Source organism: Hominimerdicola aceti, from assembly GCF_025567495.1.
Lineage (GTDB): Bacteria > Bacillota > Clostridia > Oscillospirales > Ruminococcaceae > Hominimerdicola > Hominimerdicola aceti.
This window is the reverse complement of record NZ_JAOQJZ010000016.1, coordinates 39,161-58,739: the sequence shown is the minus strand read 5'-3', so window position 1 is coordinate 58,739 and position 19,579 is coordinate 39,161. Positions and strand designations below refer to the sequence as shown.

Genomic DNA, 19,579 nt, shown 5'->3' with positions numbered 1-19,579 from the left:
GCACTAGCCCCAATAGCCATAGAACTCATCATCATAACAGCAGCACCCATAGCTGCGATTCTTTTTACGATCTTTTTCATATTAAACGTCCTTTTTTATTATAACATCCAAATATTTGAATGTCAATGTTTTGTTTTTTGATTTTGGATTATATAAATTTTATTACTGCATTGGAATCACCTGTCCTTTCTGTACACAGCCTATTATTTTAGCAGGACGCTGTTTTGCTGTAAATAGTTATGGTCTCATAGGCAGAGCCATTATAGACCTTAGCAACTGTCTTTACACGATAAGTACCGCTGCTTAAAGACTCTTTGGAATTTGAATAAATCGCATACCAACTGTTGAATGTTTTTGTCCAACTACTGTATTTATTCCATGAAGATCCATTTTTCTTCTGAAGTGTTTGAGTTATAACGATTTTAGTAGTTGTACCTGAAATACCACGTACAGTGGATTTACAAGTTGCAGCCTTGTTGGAGATTGACAATGTACCTGATATTTTATCTGTGTATAAATAACAAACAGAAATGTCATCGTCAGAAGGCGTTTGCAGTTCGGGTTTAGCAAAAGCTGTAAGTGACAGACATAGCACAATAACAACTGATATAATTGTCGATATCACTTTTTTCATATATGTAAGTTCCTCCTTTCACAAAAAAATAGGTGCAAGAGATTTATTTTCTCCTACACCTACTATGACAATGAAAATTGTTTGTTTGTGATATGTTTTTATTAATTTAATTTGTTTTTGTGGATTCACACAATTCCAACACAGATCGTTTGTCTAAGTTGCTGCATATTTCAAAAATATATTTACCATTGTCCCACAAAATACTTATGAAATCATCATTTGTGTATATCATAAACTCATTTCCGAATTTATCTGATGAAGTTTTGAAATGACCACGTTCATTATCATAATATGAAGAATAAGAATCCGCTGTATATTGGTCGAAATATATACTCTTTTTCTTATCATCTGAATAATAGCATAATCCGATATGATTGTCAGTTGAAACACTTTCGCTTTCATCTAAAACAAAACCTTCTGGAACAGTAATACTATATTGCTTTTCTATCTTGCTTTTGTGATCGCCTATATCTTTGCTATCATGTTGAACAGATACAACGGTGTGATCATTGAAAATTCGCAGGAAGAAATTCCTTACTGCATTTCTTGCAGGTGCATAGGCGGCAACAGTCGTTGTACCCATAATAGCTGCCGCAATTATGGCAGAAGCGATCCTTCGTCCTGTGGTTTTGATAAGCGGATAATAGATGCGGCTTTGGTTCTTTATGAGCTTTTCTTTTTTGTTCAGATAGTCCTTAGAAAACTCATAATTTTCGTACAATGACAGATCTAGGCTATTTAGTTCGTCGCAATACAAAGGTACAAGCTTTTTTAATTCTGATCGTGTATCACTCATCGTCGTTTATATCCTTTCTGAGTATTTTTCGGGCTTTTTCAAGTCTTGATTTTACTCCTCCAACAGATAAATGCAACTGCTTTGATATTTCCTTGACCTTAAAGCCATAGAAATATTTCATCATAATAACGTCACGGTAAATATCAGGCAACTTTTCGACCATATCAGCAACAATAAGCTTTTCAATGTGGTCATAGTCTTCAGATATCTCTTTAATTTTATCATCTATCTGGACATTGATACTGTGTTTATTTTCTTTTTCAAGAATATCGATACACACGTTTCTATTAATAATAACTGTATAAGCGACTATTTCGGCTGGTTCTAAACTATGAATTTTTTTGAAATTTTCTGCTAACGCCAAAAAAGTTTCAGAAACAGCTTCCTCCGCCAATGCGTTGTTATGTAACCTTGACATTGAGAATACGAACAATTTTCTTTCAAGAGAGTCATATATTTTTCTGAATTCTGATTTATCATCATCGTCGATCAGCGTCATACAAACAGCGAGCACTTGATCACCTCTGTCTAATTTTGTAATAAACTTAGTATAGCATTATTTATATATAATTTCAAGGGGGATATTTTGTAGAAGTAAAACCTTGTTGATTGTGAAATGTTTGTTAACATCAACACGGAAGTTGAAATAGCTTTTTTTTGTAAAAGTATTGACAAATATTTGGCTTTATGGTATTATATAACATTACCATGACATATGGGGAATTATAGAGAATCGGGAGAGGTGCTTTTTATGAAGAATGGTATGAAGAAAACGGCGGCTGTTGTTATGGCGGCAATGCTTATGGGCACGGGGGCTGTTGTACCTGCGGCGGAGGATATGGGGATATTCTCACAGACGGCTATCGTTGCGGAAGCGGCGAGTGTTGGCAAGGTAACGGGGCTTAAATCTAAGACGCTTTCAAACAGTGAGATACAGCTCAACTGGAGCAAGGTAAAGGGTGCGAGCGGTTACACTGTTTATATGCGAAAAAACGGCAAGTACAACAAGCTTGGGGATTGCAAGGGTACGAGCTACACAGTTAAGAAGCTGCCTAATGCAACGAGAGAAAATTTTAAAGTAAGGGCATACAAGACTGTAAAGGGCAAGAAAGTTTACGGAGAATATTCCGCAAACTGGAACACGGCGACTAATCCGCAGGCTTGCAAGGGGCTAAAGGTAAGCAGTGTTGGCACTGACAGCGTTAAGCTTTCTTGGACGAAGATAGGCTGTACAAATTACCGCATTTATCAGAACATAAAAGGCAAATGGAAAGAGATAGGCAAGACCACAGGGACAAGCTACACTGTGAAGAAGCTTGCGCCTGCGACAAAGTATCAGTTCAAGATAAGGGCTTGCAAGCAGGACGACAAAAAGACGAATAATAATCACTATGGCAAGTATTCGGGGGTCGTGACGGCGACAACTAAGAAAAGTGACAAAATCACACAGGCTGATATTGATGCTATGAAAAAGGAGTTACAGGAGTATTCAAAGAGTAAAGCGACTTATGTAAAGGAACATTACACGGAATTTTGGAAGTATGGCATAGATTATAATACGCTAGAAGAATTTTTTGATTATTATGCAAAAGATTGTACACCAGAAGAGTCTGGTTATGATACTGTTGATACCATACACTTTGGAGAGAGCGTATCTACCCTTAATGATTTCATAAAACTTTACAAAGATTATATTGACTATGAGTACAATAAGAGAGGCGATGTGTACTATGTTGTGTACATAGAGTCCTGCCCAAAAGGTTTGGACGTAAACCCTAACCCTTGTTGGGCTGTGTATCTCCTTTACTAATAACGGACATATATAGCACAATTTTATTCAAACGTGTTGACTTTTGCGCATTTCAGGTGTATAATATAGCTGAAAATTGATAGGAAAATGTACAATGCTCTTATGGGTGTTGTGCATTTTTTGTATCATATGGTTATCCTAATTGAGAGGTGAATGTTTTGCAGGCGGTTTATGAATATCCTCCGAAGCTGTCAAGGGCGGAGAGGCAGGTCAAGGCGGCACATGATATTGAAGAACACAGGAAAATGCAGAGGAATATGTATAAGAATATCCTGCTTGGGATCGTTATCATCATAATTGGTGCGGTGTTTGCAAGTGCAGTCTTTGCAAAGGTTCTGCTTATACTGCTGGGGGCTTGCAATTGTTCTGTGGGCGGGCTTATGTACTGGTATTACTCGCTTTCACGGGACGCTGATGTTTACACGAGGATATATGATGATCACATTGAACACTCTCAACGCATGGGGCTTTCTAAAAGCTATCTGCACATTTGTCTTTATTATGAGGAGGTAGAGAAGTCTTATCAGACGAATAAGGGCAGGTTAGTATGCGTGCTGAAAAATGTGGAGAAGTCAAGCTTTGTGGTAAAGGACAAAGAGGGCAGGGAGAAAGCTTTTGTGCCTGAGGACGGTATGATAGCTCTGAGCTTTCAGGACACTAAGGGCAAGCTTGTGCTTATTAATGACTTTTATGAGAAGATAGGTTATCCACACAAGGAATACAACAAGTTAGAGGACGAGGAGGACGATTATTACTCCGAGGAGGATATGAAGTGGGACAGGCTTCATAAGCATGGGCTGTAGTTGTAAACTTTTTGTTAAGCCCTTGAAATGTGGGGCGGAATGTGATAACATATTATTGTATCAATACACTTAAAACACTATGACCGAGAGAGTAGTTTTGCTGAGGGTCTTCAGAGAGAAGCTGCGGCGTGTGTGCGTTTTCTGAAAGCGGCTTTATATCCTGACAAAATGAAGTTCACTTGCGAGTGGTCATGCCGAATGAGAGATAGTCTTTAGTAAGCGTGAACGTCTGTCTGCGTTAAGGACGGAAGAGTGTTGGCTCTTTACTGATAGGTGGTATAAACAAGAATTTCAAAGTCTTGTCCTGTTTAGTCGGGGCAGGGCTTATTTTTATAGGAGGATAAGTAATGAAAGAACAGTTGAAAAGCATTGACGAGCGTGCGAAAGAAGAACTTTCACATATTGATGACGCCAAGCTGTTGGAAGATTTCAGAGTAAGATTTCTTGGCAAAAAGGGAGAGATAACTTCCATACTTAAGCAAATGGGCAAGCTTTCCGCAGAGGAAAGACCTGTTATCGGTCAGCTTGCAAACAAGGTAAGAGCTGATATCGAGAACGCTCTCAATAAGCGTAAGGAAGAGCTTAAGAGCAAAATGGAGCAGGTAAGGCTTACAGAGGAAGCCATAGACGTTACGCTTCCGGGCAAGAAAACAAGAATAGGCAGACCTCACCCTCTGAACGCTACTCTTGAAGAGGTAGAGGAAGTGTTCCTTGGTATGGGCTTTGATATTGTGGACGGTCCAGAGGTTGAAACAGACCACTATTGCTTTGAGGCACTGAATATGCCTAAATCTCACCCTGCAAGAGATACGCAGGATACATTCTACATCAATGAGAACGTTGTTCTTAGAACACAGACTTCTTCTGTTCAGATAAGAACAATGGAAAAGAGAAAGCCGCCTATCAGAATCATTTCACCTGGCAGAGTTTACCGTTCTGACACAGTGGACGCTACACATTCACCGCTGTTCCACCAGATAGAGGGTCTTGTTATTGACAAGGGCATCACTATGGCTGACCTTAAGGGTACGCTGGAGCTTCTTATGAAGCGTCTTTACGGCGAGGACACTCAGATAAGACTTCGTCCGCACCATTTTCCATACACAGAGCCTTCTGCTGAAGTTGACCTTATGTGCTTCAACTGCCATGGCAAGGGCTGTTCAATGTGCAAGCAGGAGGGCTGGGTAGAGCTTCTCGGCGCAGGTATGGTACATCCTAAGGTACTTGAGGGCTGTGGCATTGACCCTGAGGTTTACAGCGGATTTGCATTTGGTATCGGTCTTGAAAGAATAACAATGGGCAGATACAACATCAATGATATGCGTCTGCTTTATGAGAACGATATGAGATTTTTAGAGCAGTTCTGATGAATGAAGTTATGAGCCAGAGCAGGCTTTGCAGAAAGCTTGTGCCGTCAAAGGCTAAGCTTGTAACGTCGGCGGCTATCAGCACACTTATGGCGCTGATAGTAGGCGTTGGCGGTGGGTTATCGGTCATGCTTGTAAAAGAACAGCAGAGTGCATGGGATATGCTCGTGCTATGTGGGTTTCTGATAATTTTTCTGGGTATCCTGCTTTTTATCGGAATAAGAGGATTTAAAAGGCAGGTAAAACAATACAGAGGGAACCTTGCAAGGCTGGAGCAATTTGACGCTCAGGATATGCTGGCTTTGGAAAGCGAGATAGAGGGAAGCGAGTTCAAATACAAGACCTTTTATCTACTTGACAGATATATGTATGTGCCTAAGGCTAAACTGCTTATAAAATATACGGATATTAGAGAGTTCAAGACCATAGTTCACAGCACAAATGGTGTCAATGACAGCATGAAAGCTGAGATAACTGATAATTTCGGGATAAAATATACTGTGAACATAAAGCGGTGGAAGGATTTCTATATTTATAGACCGCTGTTTTTAAAGGACTTGGACGAGAAGATACAAAACTGCGGTAAATGATAAGATTACGGAGGAATAATAAATGGATTTGTCAATGAAATGGCTTGCAGACTATGTAGACTGCGATATGCCGATAAAGGATTTTGTTTCCGCTCTGACGCTTTCAGGCTCAAAGGTAGAGTGCTTTGAGCAGGAGGGCAAGGATATTTCTAACGTTGTTGTGGGCAAGGTAGTTTCTATGGAGCGTCACCCTGACTCTGACCATATGTTCATCACTCAGGTAGACGTTGGAGAGGACGAGCCTGTTCAGATAGTTACAGGTGCTCAGAACGTTCATGAGGGAGATTTTGTGCCAGTTGCAAAGCACAAGTCATCTGTTCTTCATGAGGGAAAGCAGGTGAAGATAACAAAGGGCAAGCTGAGAGGCGTTGCTTCTAATGGTATGCTTTGCTCACTGGGCGAGCTTGGACTTTCTGTTCACGATTTCCCATATGCTATAGAGGACGGAATTTTCATTCTTGGCGATGACTGCGACAAGACAGTAGGCAAGGATATACATGAGGCTATTGGATACAATGACACAACTGTTGAGTTTGAGATAACTTCAAACAGACCTGACTGCCTTTCTGTTATCGGTCTTGCAAGAGAAACTGCGGCTACTTTCGGCACTGAGCTGAAGGTCAAGAAACCTGAGTTCAAGGGCATTGACGGGGATATCAACGATATGCTCAAGGTAAAGATACACAACACTGACCTTTGCAAGAGATATATGGCCGGTATTGTTAAGAATGTAAAGATAGGTCCGTCACCTCGTTGGATGAGAGAAAGACTCAGAGGCTGCGGCGTTAGACCTATCAACAACTTTGTTGATATCACAAACTATGTTATGCTTGAATATGGCAGACCGATGCACGCTTTTGACCTCAGATATGTTAAGGACGCATCTATCAACATCAGAAACGCTAAAGCAGGAGAAACTATCACAACTCTTGACGGCGAGGTAAGAGAGCTTTCAGAAGAGATGCTCGTTATTGCTGACGCTGAAAAACCTGTTGCAGTTGCAGGCGTTATGGGTGGTGAATACAGCGGTATCATGGACGATACAACTACTGTTGTATTTGAGTCTGCTTGCTTTGACGGCGCAAGCGTAAGAACTACAGCCAAAAAGCTTGGCATGAGAACTGACGCTTCTGCAAGATATGAAAAGGGTCTTGACCCACATGAGTGCTATGAGGCTCTTATGAGAGCTTTCCAGCTTGTTGAGGAGCTTGGTGCTGGCGAGGTCGTAAAGACTTACATTGATGAGAACTACGAGGACGAGACACCTAAGACGGTTGATTTTGACCCTGAGTGGATAAATAAGTTCCTTGGTACTGAAATACCTGAGAGCGACATGGTTGAATATCTCACAAGGCTTGGCTTTGTGATAAAGGACGGCAAGGTAGTTTCGCCATGGTACAGAGTGGACATTGCCTGCAAGGCTGACGTGGCAGAGGAAGTTGCTAGACTTTACGGCTACAACAAGATTCCAAACACTATCGTAAGAGGCGTTGCACAGGCTAAGCTCACCGAGGCGCAGAAGTTTGACAGACATATACAGAGATCTATGCTCGCTATGGGTCTTAACGAGATATCTACATTCTCATTCATTTCCCCTAAGTATTTTGACAAGATAAATCTTCCTGCTGACTCAAAACTTAGAAAGACAGTTGTTATCACAAACCCTCTTGGCGAGGACACCAGCGTTATGAGAACGACTATCATTCCGTCTGTATGTGAAGTGCTTGCAAGAAACTACAGCTACCGCAACCCTGAGTGCTATATCTTCGAGAGAGGAAACGAGTATATACCTGTTGAGGGAGAGGTGCTTCCTAACGAGCCTGAAAGACTTGGTTTTGGTTTCTATGACACTGAGACGAAGGCTGATTTCTATGACATAAAGGGTTTTATCGAGGGTCTGCTCTCTAAGCTTGGCGCACAGAAAGTTGAATTTGAAAAGGCTACTGCTGAATGTAGCTTTGACGAGTTCTATGCTTTCCACCCGGGAAGAGTTGCTGTTGTTAAAGTAAATGGTGAGGAGATCGGCATTTTTGGCGAGCTTCACCCAAGAGTTCTGGAGAACTACTGCATTGACGCAAGAGCTTATGTGGGCAAGATAAATGTTCCTGAGCTTATGGCAAGCTGTGTTGCTCAGAAGACATATAAGCCACTGCCTAAGTATCCTGCTACAACAAGAGATCTGTCTATCGTTTGTGATGACGATATCCCTGCGGCTCTTCTTGAAAAGACTATAAGCAAGGCTGTTGGCTCGATACTTGAAAAGGTAACGCTTTTTGACGTTTACAAGGGCGAGCAGATCGAAAAGGGCAAGAAGTCTGTTTCATACTCCATTTCAATGCGTTCACATGACGGCACGCTTACTGACGAGCAGGCTGACAAGGCTATGAAGAAAGTTCTTGAAGCTCTCAAGGCTATCGGTGCTGAACTCAGAATGTAAAAAATATAGTGCTTGATTTGTATAATGTGCATAAATTTTGCTTTTGGACTTGTTATTTTGAAACAAATGGAGTATAATAATATCAGGCGTATTGCTGATATTAATACATTGCAGAGGGGCTGAGCATAATGCACGAACAAACTATGGAGTTTTCAGTACAGCACGACAAGGAGGCTGAGCTGAAAAAGACACTTACAATTATATATGACGCTCTGAAAGAGAAGGGCTATAATCCTATTAATCAGATCGTAGGTTATATTCTTTCTGAGGACCCGACCTACATAACAACATACAATAATGCCAGAAGTCTTATTCGTCATATTGACAGAGATGAACTTTTGCAGGCATTGGTGAAGTCCTATCTTGAGTCATAACTGATATTTAAAGGCGGTAGTTTTTACCGCCTTTTTTGTTTTACGTCAGAATTTACCTGAAACGTATTTTTGTATAAAGCCGTTTTCTGAACATAATAGTATAAGATGATAAGAAAACGGAGGGCTTCATATGAAGATAAGAAATTGCATGGCACTTATTTGTGCAGTTGTAGCGCTCAGTGCTTGTGGCAGGACAGTGATAATGCGTGAGGGAAATTCATCAGAGGGAACAAGCTCGGCGGTCATCGAGCCTGTGGCTGTGGGAAAGAAAACCGCAAAGGAAAAGATAGATCTTTCGGGGCTTTCACATGACAAAGTCGGATATGGTCAAGGCGTTCTTGTGGACGAAAAGAACAGGACGACTGGTGCGCTTGATTTTAATGCACAATACGGCAAGCTTAACGCAAAGGCTATAAATAATGATGACAAGATATATCTGACCTTTGATCAGGGTTATGAGAATGGATACACTGAAAAGATCCTCGATGTGCTGAAAGAGAAAAAGGTCAAGGCGACGTTTTTTCTTTTGCAGGATTATGCAGAGAAAAATCCTGAGCTTGTGAAGCGTATGATAGACGAGGGGCATATTGTGGGAAATCATTCGGTACACCATTATTCTATGCCGACGCTTGGACAGGCGGAATGTGAGTCGGAGATAAAGGATTTCCATAAGTATATGGAGGATAACTATGATTATACCATGACAGTGTTCAGACCGCCTATGGGTGAGTTTTCGGAGTTCTCTCTTGGAGTGACGGCAAACTGCGGTTATAAGACTGAGCTTTGGAGCTTTGCTTACGCTGATTGGGACGTGAACAATCAGCCTGATGAGGGGCAGGCACTTGAAAAGCTTGTGAATGCGGCTCACCCGGGGGCAATTTATTTGCTTCACTCGGTATCCAAAACCAATACTGATATTCTCGGGGACTTTATCGACAGAGTGAGGGCTGGCGGATTTGAATTTGGCTGATAAGAGAATATGATGAAGAGAGGCCTTGTGCCTCTCTTTTTGTTATTTTAGGGACATTTGTTGCTGATTTGTAATATATTAGTCTATTGACAAATTGTTAAAAGTATGTTATATTTTAAATACGAACAGAAACATGAGTTTCTTTAAGGAGGAAATAAAATGGTAAAAAATAAGGTGCTTACACCTGTATTGGCAGGCGTTTTGGGTCTTAGCATAGTTGGCTCAGGTCTTGGCTATTATTTTGTAAATAAAGACAGTAATGATGGTAAAACTGAGGGCGGCAAGGCTAAGCTTACTCAGGTGGCAGATAATATAAACAACACTCTTGGCACGGCTGAAAAGGCTATCAAGGGCGAACTTGATTTTGCTTACAACGCAACGGCTACTGTTTCATTCGGCGAGGGCTTCACAGAGAAGGCAGGTGTCAGCTTACAGCCTATTTCTGTTACAACTGTTACAAAGCAGAAGGGAAGCAACACTGCAGCAGATGTTTCGCTGACATATGGCGGAAATAATCTTGTGTCTGCTAATGCTGTATATTCCAGAGATAACAAGTCGGCTTATGTTCAGATACCTGAGCTTTCTGACGCTTATCTTATGGTTAACGTTGACAGCCTTAAAGACAAGGTAGGCAGTGAGCTTTCTTCACAGGGCATTGACCTTGATTCTCTCTTTGATTCTGCTGAGGACGCTGATGTTGATTTTGATACTGACGCACTTGAAAAGGATCTGGAGGAATACAAGAAGGTTATAGAGGACTCTTTCCCTAAGCCTGTTGACGGTGAGAAAAAGACTGGTGACATTGACGGAAATGAGTACAGCTATACAACTAAGGAATACACTATCTCAGGCAATGATGTAAAGGCTGCTTTTAAGGCTGTTCTTGACAAGGCTAAGGACGACGCTACGCTTAAAGATATGTTCAACAAGGCAGGCGTGGCTGACGAGCTTGGTATGTCATATGATGAGATAATCTCACAGTATGCTGATTCTATGGATTCACTTTTTGCAAGCGATAATCTTGACGAAACTGCAACATTTAACGCTTACTACAGCGGTGATGATTTTGCGGGCTTTAGCCTTGAAAAAGACGGCGAGGGTGCAACTCTTTACACCATTCTTAAGGACGACGTTGTGGCTGTTGATTTTAGCCTTAACATGGGCAGTGAGGGCAGTGCATCATTCAAGGGTTCTGCAAATACTGTTGACGGTGTTACAAATGGCAAGTTCACAATGAAAATGGAAACTGCGGCTGATTCAGATATAGACGCTGACATGACTTCTGCTGACGGTGGACTTTCCCTTGAGCCTACCATGGCAGTTTCACCGAGCATAAACTTTGACACGATGGAGGCTGAGGTTACTCTCAAAGACCTTAAAGAAGAGGGTGACGCATTCTCAGGTACTATCAGATTTGATGTGAATGGTACATCTGATTCTCAGGCTGTATCAGGCTGGGTAGAGCTTGCTTCTGCTTCAACTGCTGATAAGCTTGATCTTTCTGTTGAGTTTGGCATGAACGGCAAGCAGTTTGTTACAATGGCAGTTACAGGAAATAAGACAGAGGCTTCTGACATCACTGTTCCGTCAGGCGACAAGATCTATGACATGACAAATGACGATCAGATGAATACATACCTTGCAGGCTGTGACAGTGATGGATTTGTTGCTAATGTAAAGAAAGTTCTTGGTGACGAGGTCTACAATATGCTTGTAAATGCAGAGGGTGATCTTGAGTCAGATTATGATGACTATGGTGATTATGATGATTATGATGACTATGATTTCTCTGATATTGATATGTCAGATTATGATCTGAGCGCAAATGCATAATAGATAAAAATTTAAGAGGATCGCATTGAGCGGTCCTCTTTTTTAGCTGATAACACGATAATTCTCGGCTGCTTCTTCTTTTTTTACATACTCGGTGACATTGAGAACTTCCACCTTGACAGGCTTCTGACCCATATTTATGGTGATAATGTCGCCAACTTTCACGTCATATGAAGCTCTTGCAATCTTATCGTTCACAAGCACCTTGCCTGCATCGCAAGCTTCGTTTGCAATGGTACGTCGTTTAATAAGTCTTGTGACTTTCAGGTATTTATCAAGCCGCATATTTTCCTCCTTTGTAGTAAAAAAGACCTAACCCGCAGGCTAGGTCTGAGTGGCATAAGCTTTAGATTACTTGTTTACAGCATCCTTAAGAGCCTTGCCTGCCTTGAATGCAGGAACTTTCTTAGCTGCAACAGTGATCTGCTCCTTTGTACGAGGATTGATAGCTGTCTTTTCAGCTCTCTCTCTAACCTCGAATGTACCGAAACCTACCAGTGAGATCTTCTCGCCGTTAGCAAGTGTCTCTGATACAGAATCAATAACAGTTGTAAGTGCCTTCTCAGCGTCCTTCTTTGAATAATCGCCCTTTTCTGCGATAAGATTGATCAGTTCTGCCTTTGTCATTGTTTTTACCTCCAAATTATTTTTAACGAATAAAGTTATTCATTCATTTTGCTCTCGCCAATAAGCGTCAAGCTCATTTATGCTCAGGGCGGTCATATCCTGCCCGTTTTGCCTTACAGCATTTTCTGTTTTCTCAAACTTCTCGATATAATTATTATTTGTATCCGTCAGCACTTCTTCAGCGTCAAGGTCAAGCTTTCTTGCAAGTGAAGCACAAGTGAACATTATCTCACCAAGCTGTTTTGCAACTACGGCTTTATCACTGTCAGCACTGTTTTCAAGAGTCTTAACAGCATTTTCAAGTGCGCTTATATCATGAGCATTGTCATACTCGATACCTGCTCTTGCTGCACGTTTGCTTAACTTCTGAGCTCTCATAAGTGCAGGAAAGTTCTTTGGAACGCTTTTAAGGGTATCGGAATAAGTTTCCTGTCCCTTGGTTTCTTTCTTGATAGTGTCCCAATTTTTAAGCACTGTTTCAACGTTGTCAGCTTCTACGCTTCCGAAAACGTGTGGGTGTCTGATGATAAGCTTTTTACAGATATCAGTTATCACATCGTCAAGTCGGAAATTGTTGTTTTCGGTCTCGATAACTGTATGAAAAACCACCTGCAAAAGAACGTCGCCAAGTTCTTCTCTCATCATTTCAGGAGAGTCACAGTCAATTGCTTCCATGACCTCATAGACTTCTTCAAGAAAATCTTTCTTGATAGACTTATGGGTCTGGACCTTATCCCACGGGCAGCCGTTCTCGCTTCTGAGAATCATCACGATATCCGCAAGATCATTGATATCAAAGCTGTCTTTAGCAAGCAATTCCTTAATTTTATCGCTCATTACATCATTACCTTTCCAAAAGGGTGCTTATTAATAATAAACCATTTTGCTCAAAATTTCAAGGGTTTTGCGGATTTTTTTTTGAAAATATGTAATTTACAATATTTTTCGGCGTTTCGCACAATAAATATAAACAAAAAAAGTACATTGTGCTACCAATTCCTATAGAAAAAAGAGTCACAAATCTATGATTTATTTGCAAATGGGCTATTTTCGTAAGTGTTTCGTGTGACAAAACGGCTGTCACACTGCACATGATAGCGGCGTAGGTGGGCTTTACGAAAACTTCGCTCACTTTTGGTTTTAGATCCGCCATTTTGCAAACTGAGCGTACGGATAGGACGCATATGAAAACCTCTGATACAAGAGTAGAAATAGCTGCTCCTGATATATTTATTATGGGCTGTCTTATAAGTATAATGTTCAGAAATAGCTTGATAATTCCACCTGCCAACATAATTATTATGGCTTTGTGAGGTTTTCCCAGGGTTTGCAGGATAGAAAAGCATGGTGTGGCTATGGCAAGGAATATTACTGCTATTCCAAGTATGGACATTGGCATTATACAGACCTGTATCTCAGTTTCTCGGCCTCCGAAAAGAAAACGCAGGATAGGTTCTGACAAAACTGCTATGCCCATGCCTGCGGGTATGGCTATGATACTGGTGACGATGAGCATTTTTGTAAGGCCTGACTGCATGGTTTTTTTATCATTTTTGGCACAGCTTTCAGCCAATGAGGGGAGTATGCTTTTACCAAACATTGCGGTGAGGGTCGGAACAAGACCGAAAACTGTTACGGCAAGACCAGTATAAGAGCCGTAGATGAAGTTCGGGAGCATATCGGTGGTGAGTTTGTCAGAAAGCAGGCTGTCAAATGTGTGTGGAGAAGCTTTCATGGCGGTTTTGATACACGGATTGACAGTGAGCATATCTATCATGTTGGCAAAGGTCATTATCACTGAGATAAGTGCGATCGGAAGACAGCAGACAAAAAGCTTTTTTGCTGTTGCTCCTGTGGGGTCTGTTATGGTATCTCTTTGGAGCATTTGCTTTGTTACGCTGTCGCCTTTGATCTTGCCTGATATGAGAGTATACAGACAGGCGATCGCAGAGGCTATGGACGAACCTAGGATAGCTGCGGCAGCTATAAATGGAAGTGCGGCGGAGGCTGCCTGACGTGAGTTTTCATAGGCTGTGCCGAATATCATGCCTGTTTTATCATACATATCGGAGATATGATACATTAGTCCGTAGGCGAAACCAAGACCCAGGATAAGTTTGAAAAGGGTTTCTATCACTTCTGATACAGCGGTCGGTATCATATTCTGCAATCCCTCGCAGTAACCGCGTTCCACTGACATAATGGTACAGAAAATAATAGATGGGGCAACGCACATGAGAGCATATTTTGTACTTGGCTCGCCGACTACATTGCGTGACAGAAAATCTGAGGTGAGTATCATTACTGCAGCAGCGGCTGCGCTGATGATCGTGAAAAGAAAAAATGCAGTTCGCTTGGTATGACGCATATTTGAAAAGCGTTCAAGGGCATAGTTTTCAGCGGTAAGGCGAGCCATGGTGGAGGGGATACCTGAAACGACTATGGCGAAAACTGGTGTGAAAACTGAGAATGCTGAAGCGAAATATCCCATGCCTGTGCCGCCCAGAAGATTGGTAAGAGGTATCTTATAGAGAAGTCCCAGAATTTTTGTTATGAGAACCATTGCAAGCAATATTGCCGAGCCTTTTATAAAGCCTTGTCTTTTCATCTGTCAACCTGCTTTCTGACTTGTTTTTATATGATCTTATGCTGTTATGGTGGGTTTTATTACGGTTTGTCCATATGTCAGGTGAATATGCAGTTGTTTAAATTGCACAAAAATATAGCTTAGGGTGCTAATACTAAAAAAAGTTTGCGTAAACACTTTATTTTATAGGAAAAATGTGATATAATCATATTATGTATTTTTAAGAAAAAGAGGTAAAAAAGATATGACTTATAAGTTTTCAGAAAAGGTTTCTCATTTGCAGGCTTCTGCTATCAGAGAGATACTTAAATTTACTTCTGACCCAGAGGTAATTTCATTTGCGGCAGGCAATCCTTCTCCTGAGGCATTCCCTGTGGACGAGCTTAATAGGATATCAGAAGAGATATTCAAGGAAAATCCTATCGGCGCACTCCAGTACAGCCTTACAGAGGGATACACTCCGCTGAGAGATCTTCTTAAGAAAGAGCTTGAAAAGAAGGGTGAATTTGACCCTGAGAGAGATGATCTTATCATCACAAGCGGTGCTCAGCAGGCCAATGAGCTTGCTTGTAAAGTTCTCTGCGACCCAGGCGATGTTCTTTGCTGTGAAGCTCCAAGCTTTATAGGCTCACTTAATGCGTTTAAGTCTTACAATGTTGAGCTTAAGGGTATCACGCTTCATGAAGACGGAGTTGACCTGAAAGAGCTTGAAGAGGCTTTCGCTACAGGCAAGGTAAAGGTATTCTACATTATCTCTAACTTCCAGAATCCTACTGGTCTTACAACTTCTCTTGAAAAGAGAAAAGCTATATATGAGCTTGCTAAGAAGTACAGTGTTATGATCCTTGAAGATAACCCATACGGCGACCTGAGAATAAAGGGTGAGGCTATCCCGTCTATCAAGAGCATGGACAATGACGGTCTTGTTATGTATTCAAGAACATTCTCGAAGATACTTGCTCCTGGTATCAGAGTTGGCTACATTTCCGCTCCAAAGGAGATAATCGGAAAGATAGTTGTCTGCAAGCAGGTGGCTGACGTACATACAAATATCTGGGCGCAGATGCTGGCTTACAACTTCATGAAGGACAATGATATCGAAGCACATCTTGCTTCGCTGAGAGTGATCTACAAGCATAAGCTCGAACTTATGATAGAGCAGATCGAGAAGAATTTCTCTTCACAGATCAAGTTCACAAGACCTGAGGGCGGTCTGTTCATTTGGTGTACTCTTCCGGAAGGCAGTGACATGACTGGTTTCTGCAAAAAGGCTGTTGCAGAATATAAGGTAGCCGTTGTTCCGGGCAATGCTTTCATGGTAAGCGAGTCTGACAAGACAGCTTCATTCAGATTGAACTTCTCAACTCCTACAGACAAACAGATAATCGACGGCTGTGAGAAGCTTGGCAAGCTTTCTAAGGAAATGTTCGGCGATTAAGATAAAATGAAAAAAGTTCCTTTTACGCCTTTTCAGCTAGTGCTTACGGTGGTAAATACGGCGGCTCTAATGTTCTGCATGGGGTGTGATTGCTTTGTGCTGATAGTGGGCATGACGGCAGGCAGGACAAAGCCTTATGTGGTGGATCTTGTGCTAAGTCTTCTTACTATGGCGGTGTTTATTCTGCTTGTGTTTTCAGCAGGCAGGATAAATATTTTCAGTGATAAAGCTGACCCCGATGGGGACACTGCACCTGCGGTATCGGCACTTAGGACGTATTTTTGTATCTTGTTTTTTGATATCTCAGGAGTGCTGGGTCTTATGCTTGCGGGAGCGTTGGGGGTTGAGTGGGCTAAAAAAGCTATTATAATTTTTGCTCCTGTCGTTTTTGTCCTTGCGGCGATTGTTTATTTTATTCTATCGGGCAGGATAGGTCTTGATGATTTTTCGGATAGTGACGGGGAAGAATGATATTACAAAGGGGAGGTCTGTCATGAAAAGTGCATTGAAAAAGGATACTGTCAGAGAGATAAGTCACTCGTTGGGCAGATTTCTCTCTATTTTTCTGATAGTTCTTCTTGGCTGTGGATTTTTCTCTGGTATCAAGGCGACTATGCCTGATATGATAGACACGGCGGAGAAATATTTCAGTGATAACAGACTTATGGATATTAAGTTAATGTCGTCTATAGGCGTTAAGTCTGAGGACGTTGAGGCTGTGAAAAAAGCAGAGAACGTTGAGGGCGTTATGGCGGGATATTCTAAGGACGTTTTCTATTATCATGAAAATCAAAACCTTGTGCTGAAATTCATGTCCTTCAACAATGTTGTTGATGAGAACAGCCCTAATAATCTTGATAAGCCTGTTTTACTAGAGGGCAGGCTTCCTGAAAAAAAAGGCGAGTGCGCAGTAGAGGTAAAAATGAGTTCACCTAACACCTTTAAGTTGGGCGGAGAGATAAAGATCAACGAGCCTGACTCGTCAAAAAATATAACTGATACTTTGGCAACTGACACATACAGGATAGTTGGTATTGTGGCTTCACCGCTTTATATCGGCTATGAGCGTGATGCGACCACAGTGGGCAACGGAACTGTGGTAAGCAACGTTTTTGTGCCTGAGAGCGAGTTTGTGTGCGATTATTACACTGAGCTTTATGTGAAATTCAAAGGCACTGACGAGCTTGACCCGTTTTCCGACGAGTACAAGCAGGCTGTGAAAGATAAGAGCGTTCAGGCGGTGGAGTTTTTTGAGGACAGTGTGAACGCAAGGTTTGAAAAACTAAGCAGTGACGCTCAGGACAGTATTGATGTCGCTCAGGAGAAAGTTGACATCTTGAAACAGGCGCTTGCCTGCGACGAAAATCAGCTTACGGAGCTTTTGACAACGGCGCAGAAGTCGGTTGAGGAAGCTCAGGAGGCTTATGATAAGGCTGAACAGAGTGGTTCTAGTGCAAAGTATCTTGCAAGGTCACAGCTTTTAAAAGCACAACAGCTTGAAGAAGTGGCAGGAAAGCTTCTTCAAGACAAAGAGACAGGAAGTACGGCGGCTTTTGATGAATATAATGGTCAGCTTGCGGCGGCAGAAGATGAGATAGCCGTAGCGAAAAAAGAACTTGAAGCCGTGAAAACGCCTGCATTCTATCAGTATGACAGATTTGAGGCTAGCTCTGATTATAGTTCCTTTTATGGGGACGCTCAGAAGGTCGACTCTATTGCAAAGGTGTTTCCTGTGTTCTTTATTCTTGTGGCGGCGCTTGTATGTCTGACCACAATGACTAGAATGGTAGAGGAACAGAGAACGCAGATAGGTACATACAAGGCTTTAGGATACAGTGGGGCAAGAATAGCCGGAAAGTATCTTTTCTATGCAGCAACAGCGGCATCAGCAGGAAGCTGCATAGGCGTTGTTGTTGGATTGCAGATCTTTCCGAAGATAATTCATAGTTGCTATAATATTTTATATAACATTCCTGATATTGACACACCGTTTAAGCCTGTTTATATGGTGCTTTGCTTGGTGGTGTCGGTTATTTGCACTTGCTCGGCGGTGCTTTATGCCTGCATGAAAGAACTAAAGTCGCAGCCGTCACAGCTTATGCGTCCAAAGCCACCGCAGAATGGCAGGCGTGTTTTGCTGGAGCGTGTGGATCTTATATGGAATCGGCTTGACTTTCTTGCAAAGGTCACTGTGAGAAATTTGCTGAGATATAAAAAGCGTTTCTTTATGACAATCGTGGGAGTGGCAGGCTGTACGGCGCTGATAGTCACGGGTTTTGGTTTGAAATATTCTATAAAGACTATTGCCGAAAAGCAATTCAATGAGATATTTCTGTATGATGGTATTGCGGTACTTAATTCAGCCGATTTTGACGAGAAACAATTGGAGGACAAGATAAGCAGTATCCCACAGGTAGACAAATCTATGCTTATGCAGAGTACAGATGGCATTGCAGAAAATGAAAGTGAAAACCAGTCTGTTTCTATGATCGTGCCGAAATCTCCTGAAAATATGGGAGATTATATCGATCTTGTATCTGCTGAGAATGGATCAAACCTTGAAGTGAAAAGCGGTTCTGTTATCATAACACAAAAGCTTGCAAAGCTTCTTGACCTGAAAACGGGTGACACTATTACTATAAAGCTCAGTGGTCATGAGGAGAAAGAGTTCAAGATAGGCGGAGTAAGCAAGAACTATGCTTTGCATTATATTTACATCACTCCTGATGATTTTGAAAGTGTATACGGTGAGAAGCCTGTTTATAATCTTTCTTTTATTGACCTAAAGAAAGACACTGATGAAAACTCTTTCAAGGAACAGCTTATTTCAAATGACGAGTTTTATGGAATAAGCTTTAAAAATGATTCAAGCAGAGGTTTCCTTAATTCTGTGGACAGCCTTGACGCTATCGTTATTTTGCTCATCGTTTGCGCGGGAGGCTTGGCGTTTGTGGTGCTTTACAATTTGGCAAACATAAACATAACTGAGCGTGTTCGTGAGATAGCGACAATAAAAGTGCTTGGATTCTATGACGGTGAGACTTCAGCGTATATTTACAGAGAAAATCTGATATCGACGCTTGTGGGAATTATCGTGGGTCTTGCGGCAGGAAAGATACTGCACTATTTTGTTGTGATAACTTCTGAGGTCGACCTTGTGCTGTTCAACAGACAGCTTGTTTGGTGGGCGTATGTGCTTGGTGCATTGCTCACATTGGCATTTGCATTTATAGTTAATTTGGTTCTTCATTTCAAGCTTAAAAAGATAGATATGGTAGAATCTTTAAAATCAGTAGAATAGACGGAGGTATTA

General features: G+C 41.6%; 18 protein-coding genes. 11 read left to right on the top strand and 7 right to left on the bottom strand.

Annotated elements, in window-relative coordinates; genetic code table 11:
• Positions 1-208: 208 nt before the first annotated feature.
• The 3 genes from OCV57_RS12940 to OCV57_RS12930 all read right to left on the bottom strand — a co-directional run bounded on the left by OCV57_RS12940 (position 209) and on the right by OCV57_RS12930 (position 1,944).
• Positions 209-634, bottom strand: a complete 426-nt coding sequence (locus tag OCV57_RS12940) for a hypothetical protein (RefSeq protein ID WP_267301896.1) — start codon at positions 632-634, stop codon at positions 209-211.
• Positions 635-740: 106 nt separating this feature from the next.
• On the bottom strand, positions 741-1,430 hold the full coding sequence (locus tag OCV57_RS12935) for a DUF4367 domain-containing protein (protein WP_267301894.1): 690 nt from the start codon (positions 1,428-1,430) through the stop codon (positions 741-743).
• Positions 1,423-1,944 carry an RNA polymerase sigma factor gene (locus OCV57_RS12930; protein ID WP_267301892.1) on the bottom strand — a complete coding sequence of 174 codons (522 nt, stop codon included), beginning with the start codon at positions 1,942-1,944 and terminating at the stop codon, positions 1,423-1,425. Before OCV57_RS12930 ends, OCV57_RS12935 begins: the two co-directional genes overlap by 8 nt.
• A gap of 237 nt (positions 1,945-2,181) precedes the next feature.
• Here OCV57_RS12930 and OCV57_RS12925 point away from each other — a divergent pair, with 237 nt between their 5' ends.
• The 8 genes from OCV57_RS12925 (at position 2,182) to OCV57_RS12890 (ending at position 11,614) form a co-directional block, all read left to right on the top strand.
• Entirely contained in the window at positions 2,182-3,240 is a 1,059-nt protein-coding gene (locus tag OCV57_RS12925) for a fibronectin type III domain-containing protein (RefSeq protein ID WP_267301890.1), read from the top strand.
• A 158-nt stretch (positions 3,241-3,398) separates the two neighbouring features.
• The gene (locus tag OCV57_RS12920; RefSeq protein ID WP_267301889.1) at positions 3,399-4,043 is read left to right on the top strand and encodes a hypothetical protein; all 645 of its coding nucleotides are present in this window, start codon (positions 3,399-3,401) and stop codon (positions 4,041-4,043) included.
• 347 nt (positions 4,044-4,390) lie between these two features.
• On the top strand, positions 4,391-5,410 hold the full coding sequence (gene pheS, locus OCV57_RS12915; protein ID WP_022288228.1) for a phenylalanine--tRNA ligase subunit alpha: 1,020 nt from the start codon (positions 4,391-4,393) through the stop codon (positions 5,408-5,410).
• Complete coding sequence (locus tag OCV57_RS12910; RefSeq protein ID WP_267301888.1) at positions 5,410-6,000, top strand: hypothetical protein; 591 nt, start codon at positions 5,410-5,412, stop codon at positions 5,998-6,000. Before pheS ends, OCV57_RS12910 begins: the two co-directional genes overlap by 1 nt.
• A 22-nt stretch (positions 6,001-6,022) precedes the next feature.
• A complete protein-coding gene (gene pheT / locus OCV57_RS12905; protein ID WP_267301887.1) occupies positions 6,023-8,437 on the top strand; it encodes a phenylalanine--tRNA ligase subunit beta in 2,415 nt (804 codons plus the stop codon).
• 128 nt (positions 8,438-8,565) lie between these two features.
• Positions 8,566-8,811 carry an IreB family regulatory phosphoprotein gene (locus tag OCV57_RS12900; protein WP_022288225.1) on the top strand — a complete coding sequence of 82 codons (246 nt, stop codon included), beginning with the start codon at positions 8,566-8,568 and terminating at the stop codon, positions 8,809-8,811.
• 130 nt (positions 8,812-8,941) lie between these two features.
• Positions 8,942-9,781, top strand: a complete 840-nt coding sequence (locus OCV57_RS12895; protein ID WP_267301885.1) for a polysaccharide deacetylase family protein — start codon at positions 8,942-8,944, stop codon at positions 9,779-9,781.
• Positions 9,782-9,940: 159 nt separating this feature from the next.
• Positions 9,941-11,614, top strand: coding sequence for a DUF6583 family protein (locus OCV57_RS12890; protein ID WP_267301884.1), 1,674 nt, complete (start codon positions 9,941-9,943; stop codon positions 11,612-11,614).
• A gap of 42 nt (positions 11,615-11,656) precedes the next feature.
• On the opposite strand, the gene OCV57_RS12885 is transcribed toward OCV57_RS12890, so the two are convergent.
• The 4 genes from OCV57_RS12885 to OCV57_RS12870 form a co-directional block, all read right to left on the bottom strand.
• Positions 11,657-11,899 carry an RNA-binding S4 domain-containing protein gene (locus OCV57_RS12885; RefSeq protein ID WP_022288222.1) on the bottom strand — a complete coding sequence of 81 codons (243 nt, stop codon included), beginning with the start codon at positions 11,897-11,899 and terminating at the stop codon, positions 11,657-11,659.
• Positions 11,900-11,965: 66 nt separating this feature from the next.
• On the bottom strand, positions 11,966-12,256 hold the full coding sequence (locus OCV57_RS12880; protein WP_256319968.1) for an HU family DNA-binding protein: 291 nt from the start codon (positions 12,254-12,256) through the stop codon (positions 11,966-11,968).
• A gap of 24 nt (positions 12,257-12,280) precedes the next feature.
• Positions 12,281-13,078, bottom strand: a complete 798-nt coding sequence (mazG, locus tag OCV57_RS12875) for a nucleoside triphosphate pyrophosphohydrolase (protein ID WP_041337317.1) — start codon at positions 13,076-13,078, stop codon at positions 12,281-12,283.
• A gap of 58 nt (positions 13,079-13,136) precedes the next feature.
• On the bottom strand, positions 13,137-14,849 hold the full coding sequence (locus OCV57_RS12870) for a putative polysaccharide biosynthesis protein (RefSeq protein ID WP_267301880.1): 1,713 nt from the start codon (positions 14,847-14,849) through the stop codon (positions 13,137-13,139).
• A gap of 223 nt (positions 14,850-15,072) precedes the next feature.
• Here OCV57_RS12870 and OCV57_RS12865 point away from each other — a divergent pair, with 223 nt between their 5' ends.
• From OCV57_RS12865 to OCV57_RS12855, 3 genes are read left to right on the top strand one after another with little or no spacing between them, the layout of a single operon-like run.
• Entirely contained in the window at positions 15,073-16,266 is a 1,194-nt protein-coding gene (locus tag OCV57_RS12865; protein ID WP_267301879.1) for an aminotransferase-like domain-containing protein, read from the top strand.
• A 6-nt stretch (positions 16,267-16,272) separates the two neighbouring features.
• On the top strand, positions 16,273-16,737 hold the full coding sequence (locus tag OCV57_RS12860) for a hypothetical protein (RefSeq protein ID WP_041337320.1): 465 nt from the start codon (positions 16,273-16,275) through the stop codon (positions 16,735-16,737).
• A 22-nt stretch (positions 16,738-16,759) separates the two neighbouring features.
• Positions 16,760-19,567 (top strand): FtsX-like permease family protein, encoded by a 2,808-nt coding sequence (locus tag OCV57_RS12855; RefSeq protein ID WP_267301877.1) that lies wholly within the window; start codon positions 16,760-16,762, stop codon positions 19,565-19,567.
• Positions 19,568-19,579 lie beyond the last annotated feature (12 nt).

Bases quoted from the DNA above. Each gene is read 5' to 3' on its own strand.
- OCV57_RS12940 (WP_267301896.1), bottom strand. From the start codon at position 634: ATGAAAAAAGTGATATCGACAATTATATCAGTTGTTATTGTGCTATGT.
- OCV57_RS12870 (WP_267301880.1), bottom strand. From the start codon at position 14,849: ATGAAAAGACAAGGCTTTATAAAAGGCTCGGCAATATTGCTTGCAATG.
- OCV57_RS12860 (WP_041337320.1), top strand. From the start codon at position 16,273: ATGAAAAAAGTTCCTTTTACGCCTTTTCAGCTAGTGCTTACGGTGGTA.
- pheS (WP_022288228.1), top strand. From the start codon at position 4,391: ATGAAAGAACAGTTGAAAAGCATTGACGAGCGTGCGAAAGAAGAACTT.
- pheT (WP_267301887.1), top strand. From the start codon at position 6,023: ATGGATTTGTCAATGAAATGGCTTGCAGACTATGTAGACTGCGATATG.
- OCV57_RS12935 (WP_267301894.1), bottom strand. From the start codon at position 1,430: ATGAGTGATACACGATCAGAATTAAAAAAGCTTGTACCTTTGTATTGC.
- OCV57_RS12885 (WP_022288222.1), bottom strand. From the start codon at position 11,899: ATGCGGCTTGATAAATACCTGAAAGTCACAAGACTTATTAAACGACGT.
- OCV57_RS12890 (WP_267301884.1), top strand. From the start codon at position 9,941: ATGGTAAAAAATAAGGTGCTTACACCTGTATTGGCAGGCGTTTTGGGT.
- OCV57_RS12895 (WP_267301885.1), top strand. From the start codon at position 8,942: ATGAAGATAAGAAATTGCATGGCACTTATTTGTGCAGTTGTAGCGCTC.
- OCV57_RS12855 (WP_267301877.1), top strand. From the start codon at position 16,760: ATGAAAAGTGCATTGAAAAAGGATACTGTCAGAGAGATAAGTCACTCG.
- mazG (WP_041337317.1), bottom strand. From the start codon at position 13,078: ATGAGCGATAAAATTAAGGAATTGCTTGCTAAAGACAGCTTTGATATC.
- OCV57_RS12910 (WP_267301888.1), top strand. From the start codon at position 5,410: ATGAATGAAGTTATGAGCCAGAGCAGGCTTTGCAGAAAGCTTGTGCCG.
- OCV57_RS12900 (WP_022288225.1), top strand. From the start codon at position 8,566: ATGCACGAACAAACTATGGAGTTTTCAGTACAGCACGACAAGGAGGCT.
- OCV57_RS12865 (WP_267301879.1), top strand. From the start codon at position 15,073: ATGACTTATAAGTTTTCAGAAAAGGTTTCTCATTTGCAGGCTTCTGCT.
- OCV57_RS12925 (WP_267301890.1), top strand. From the start codon at position 2,182: ATGAAGAATGGTATGAAGAAAACGGCGGCTGTTGTTATGGCGGCAATG.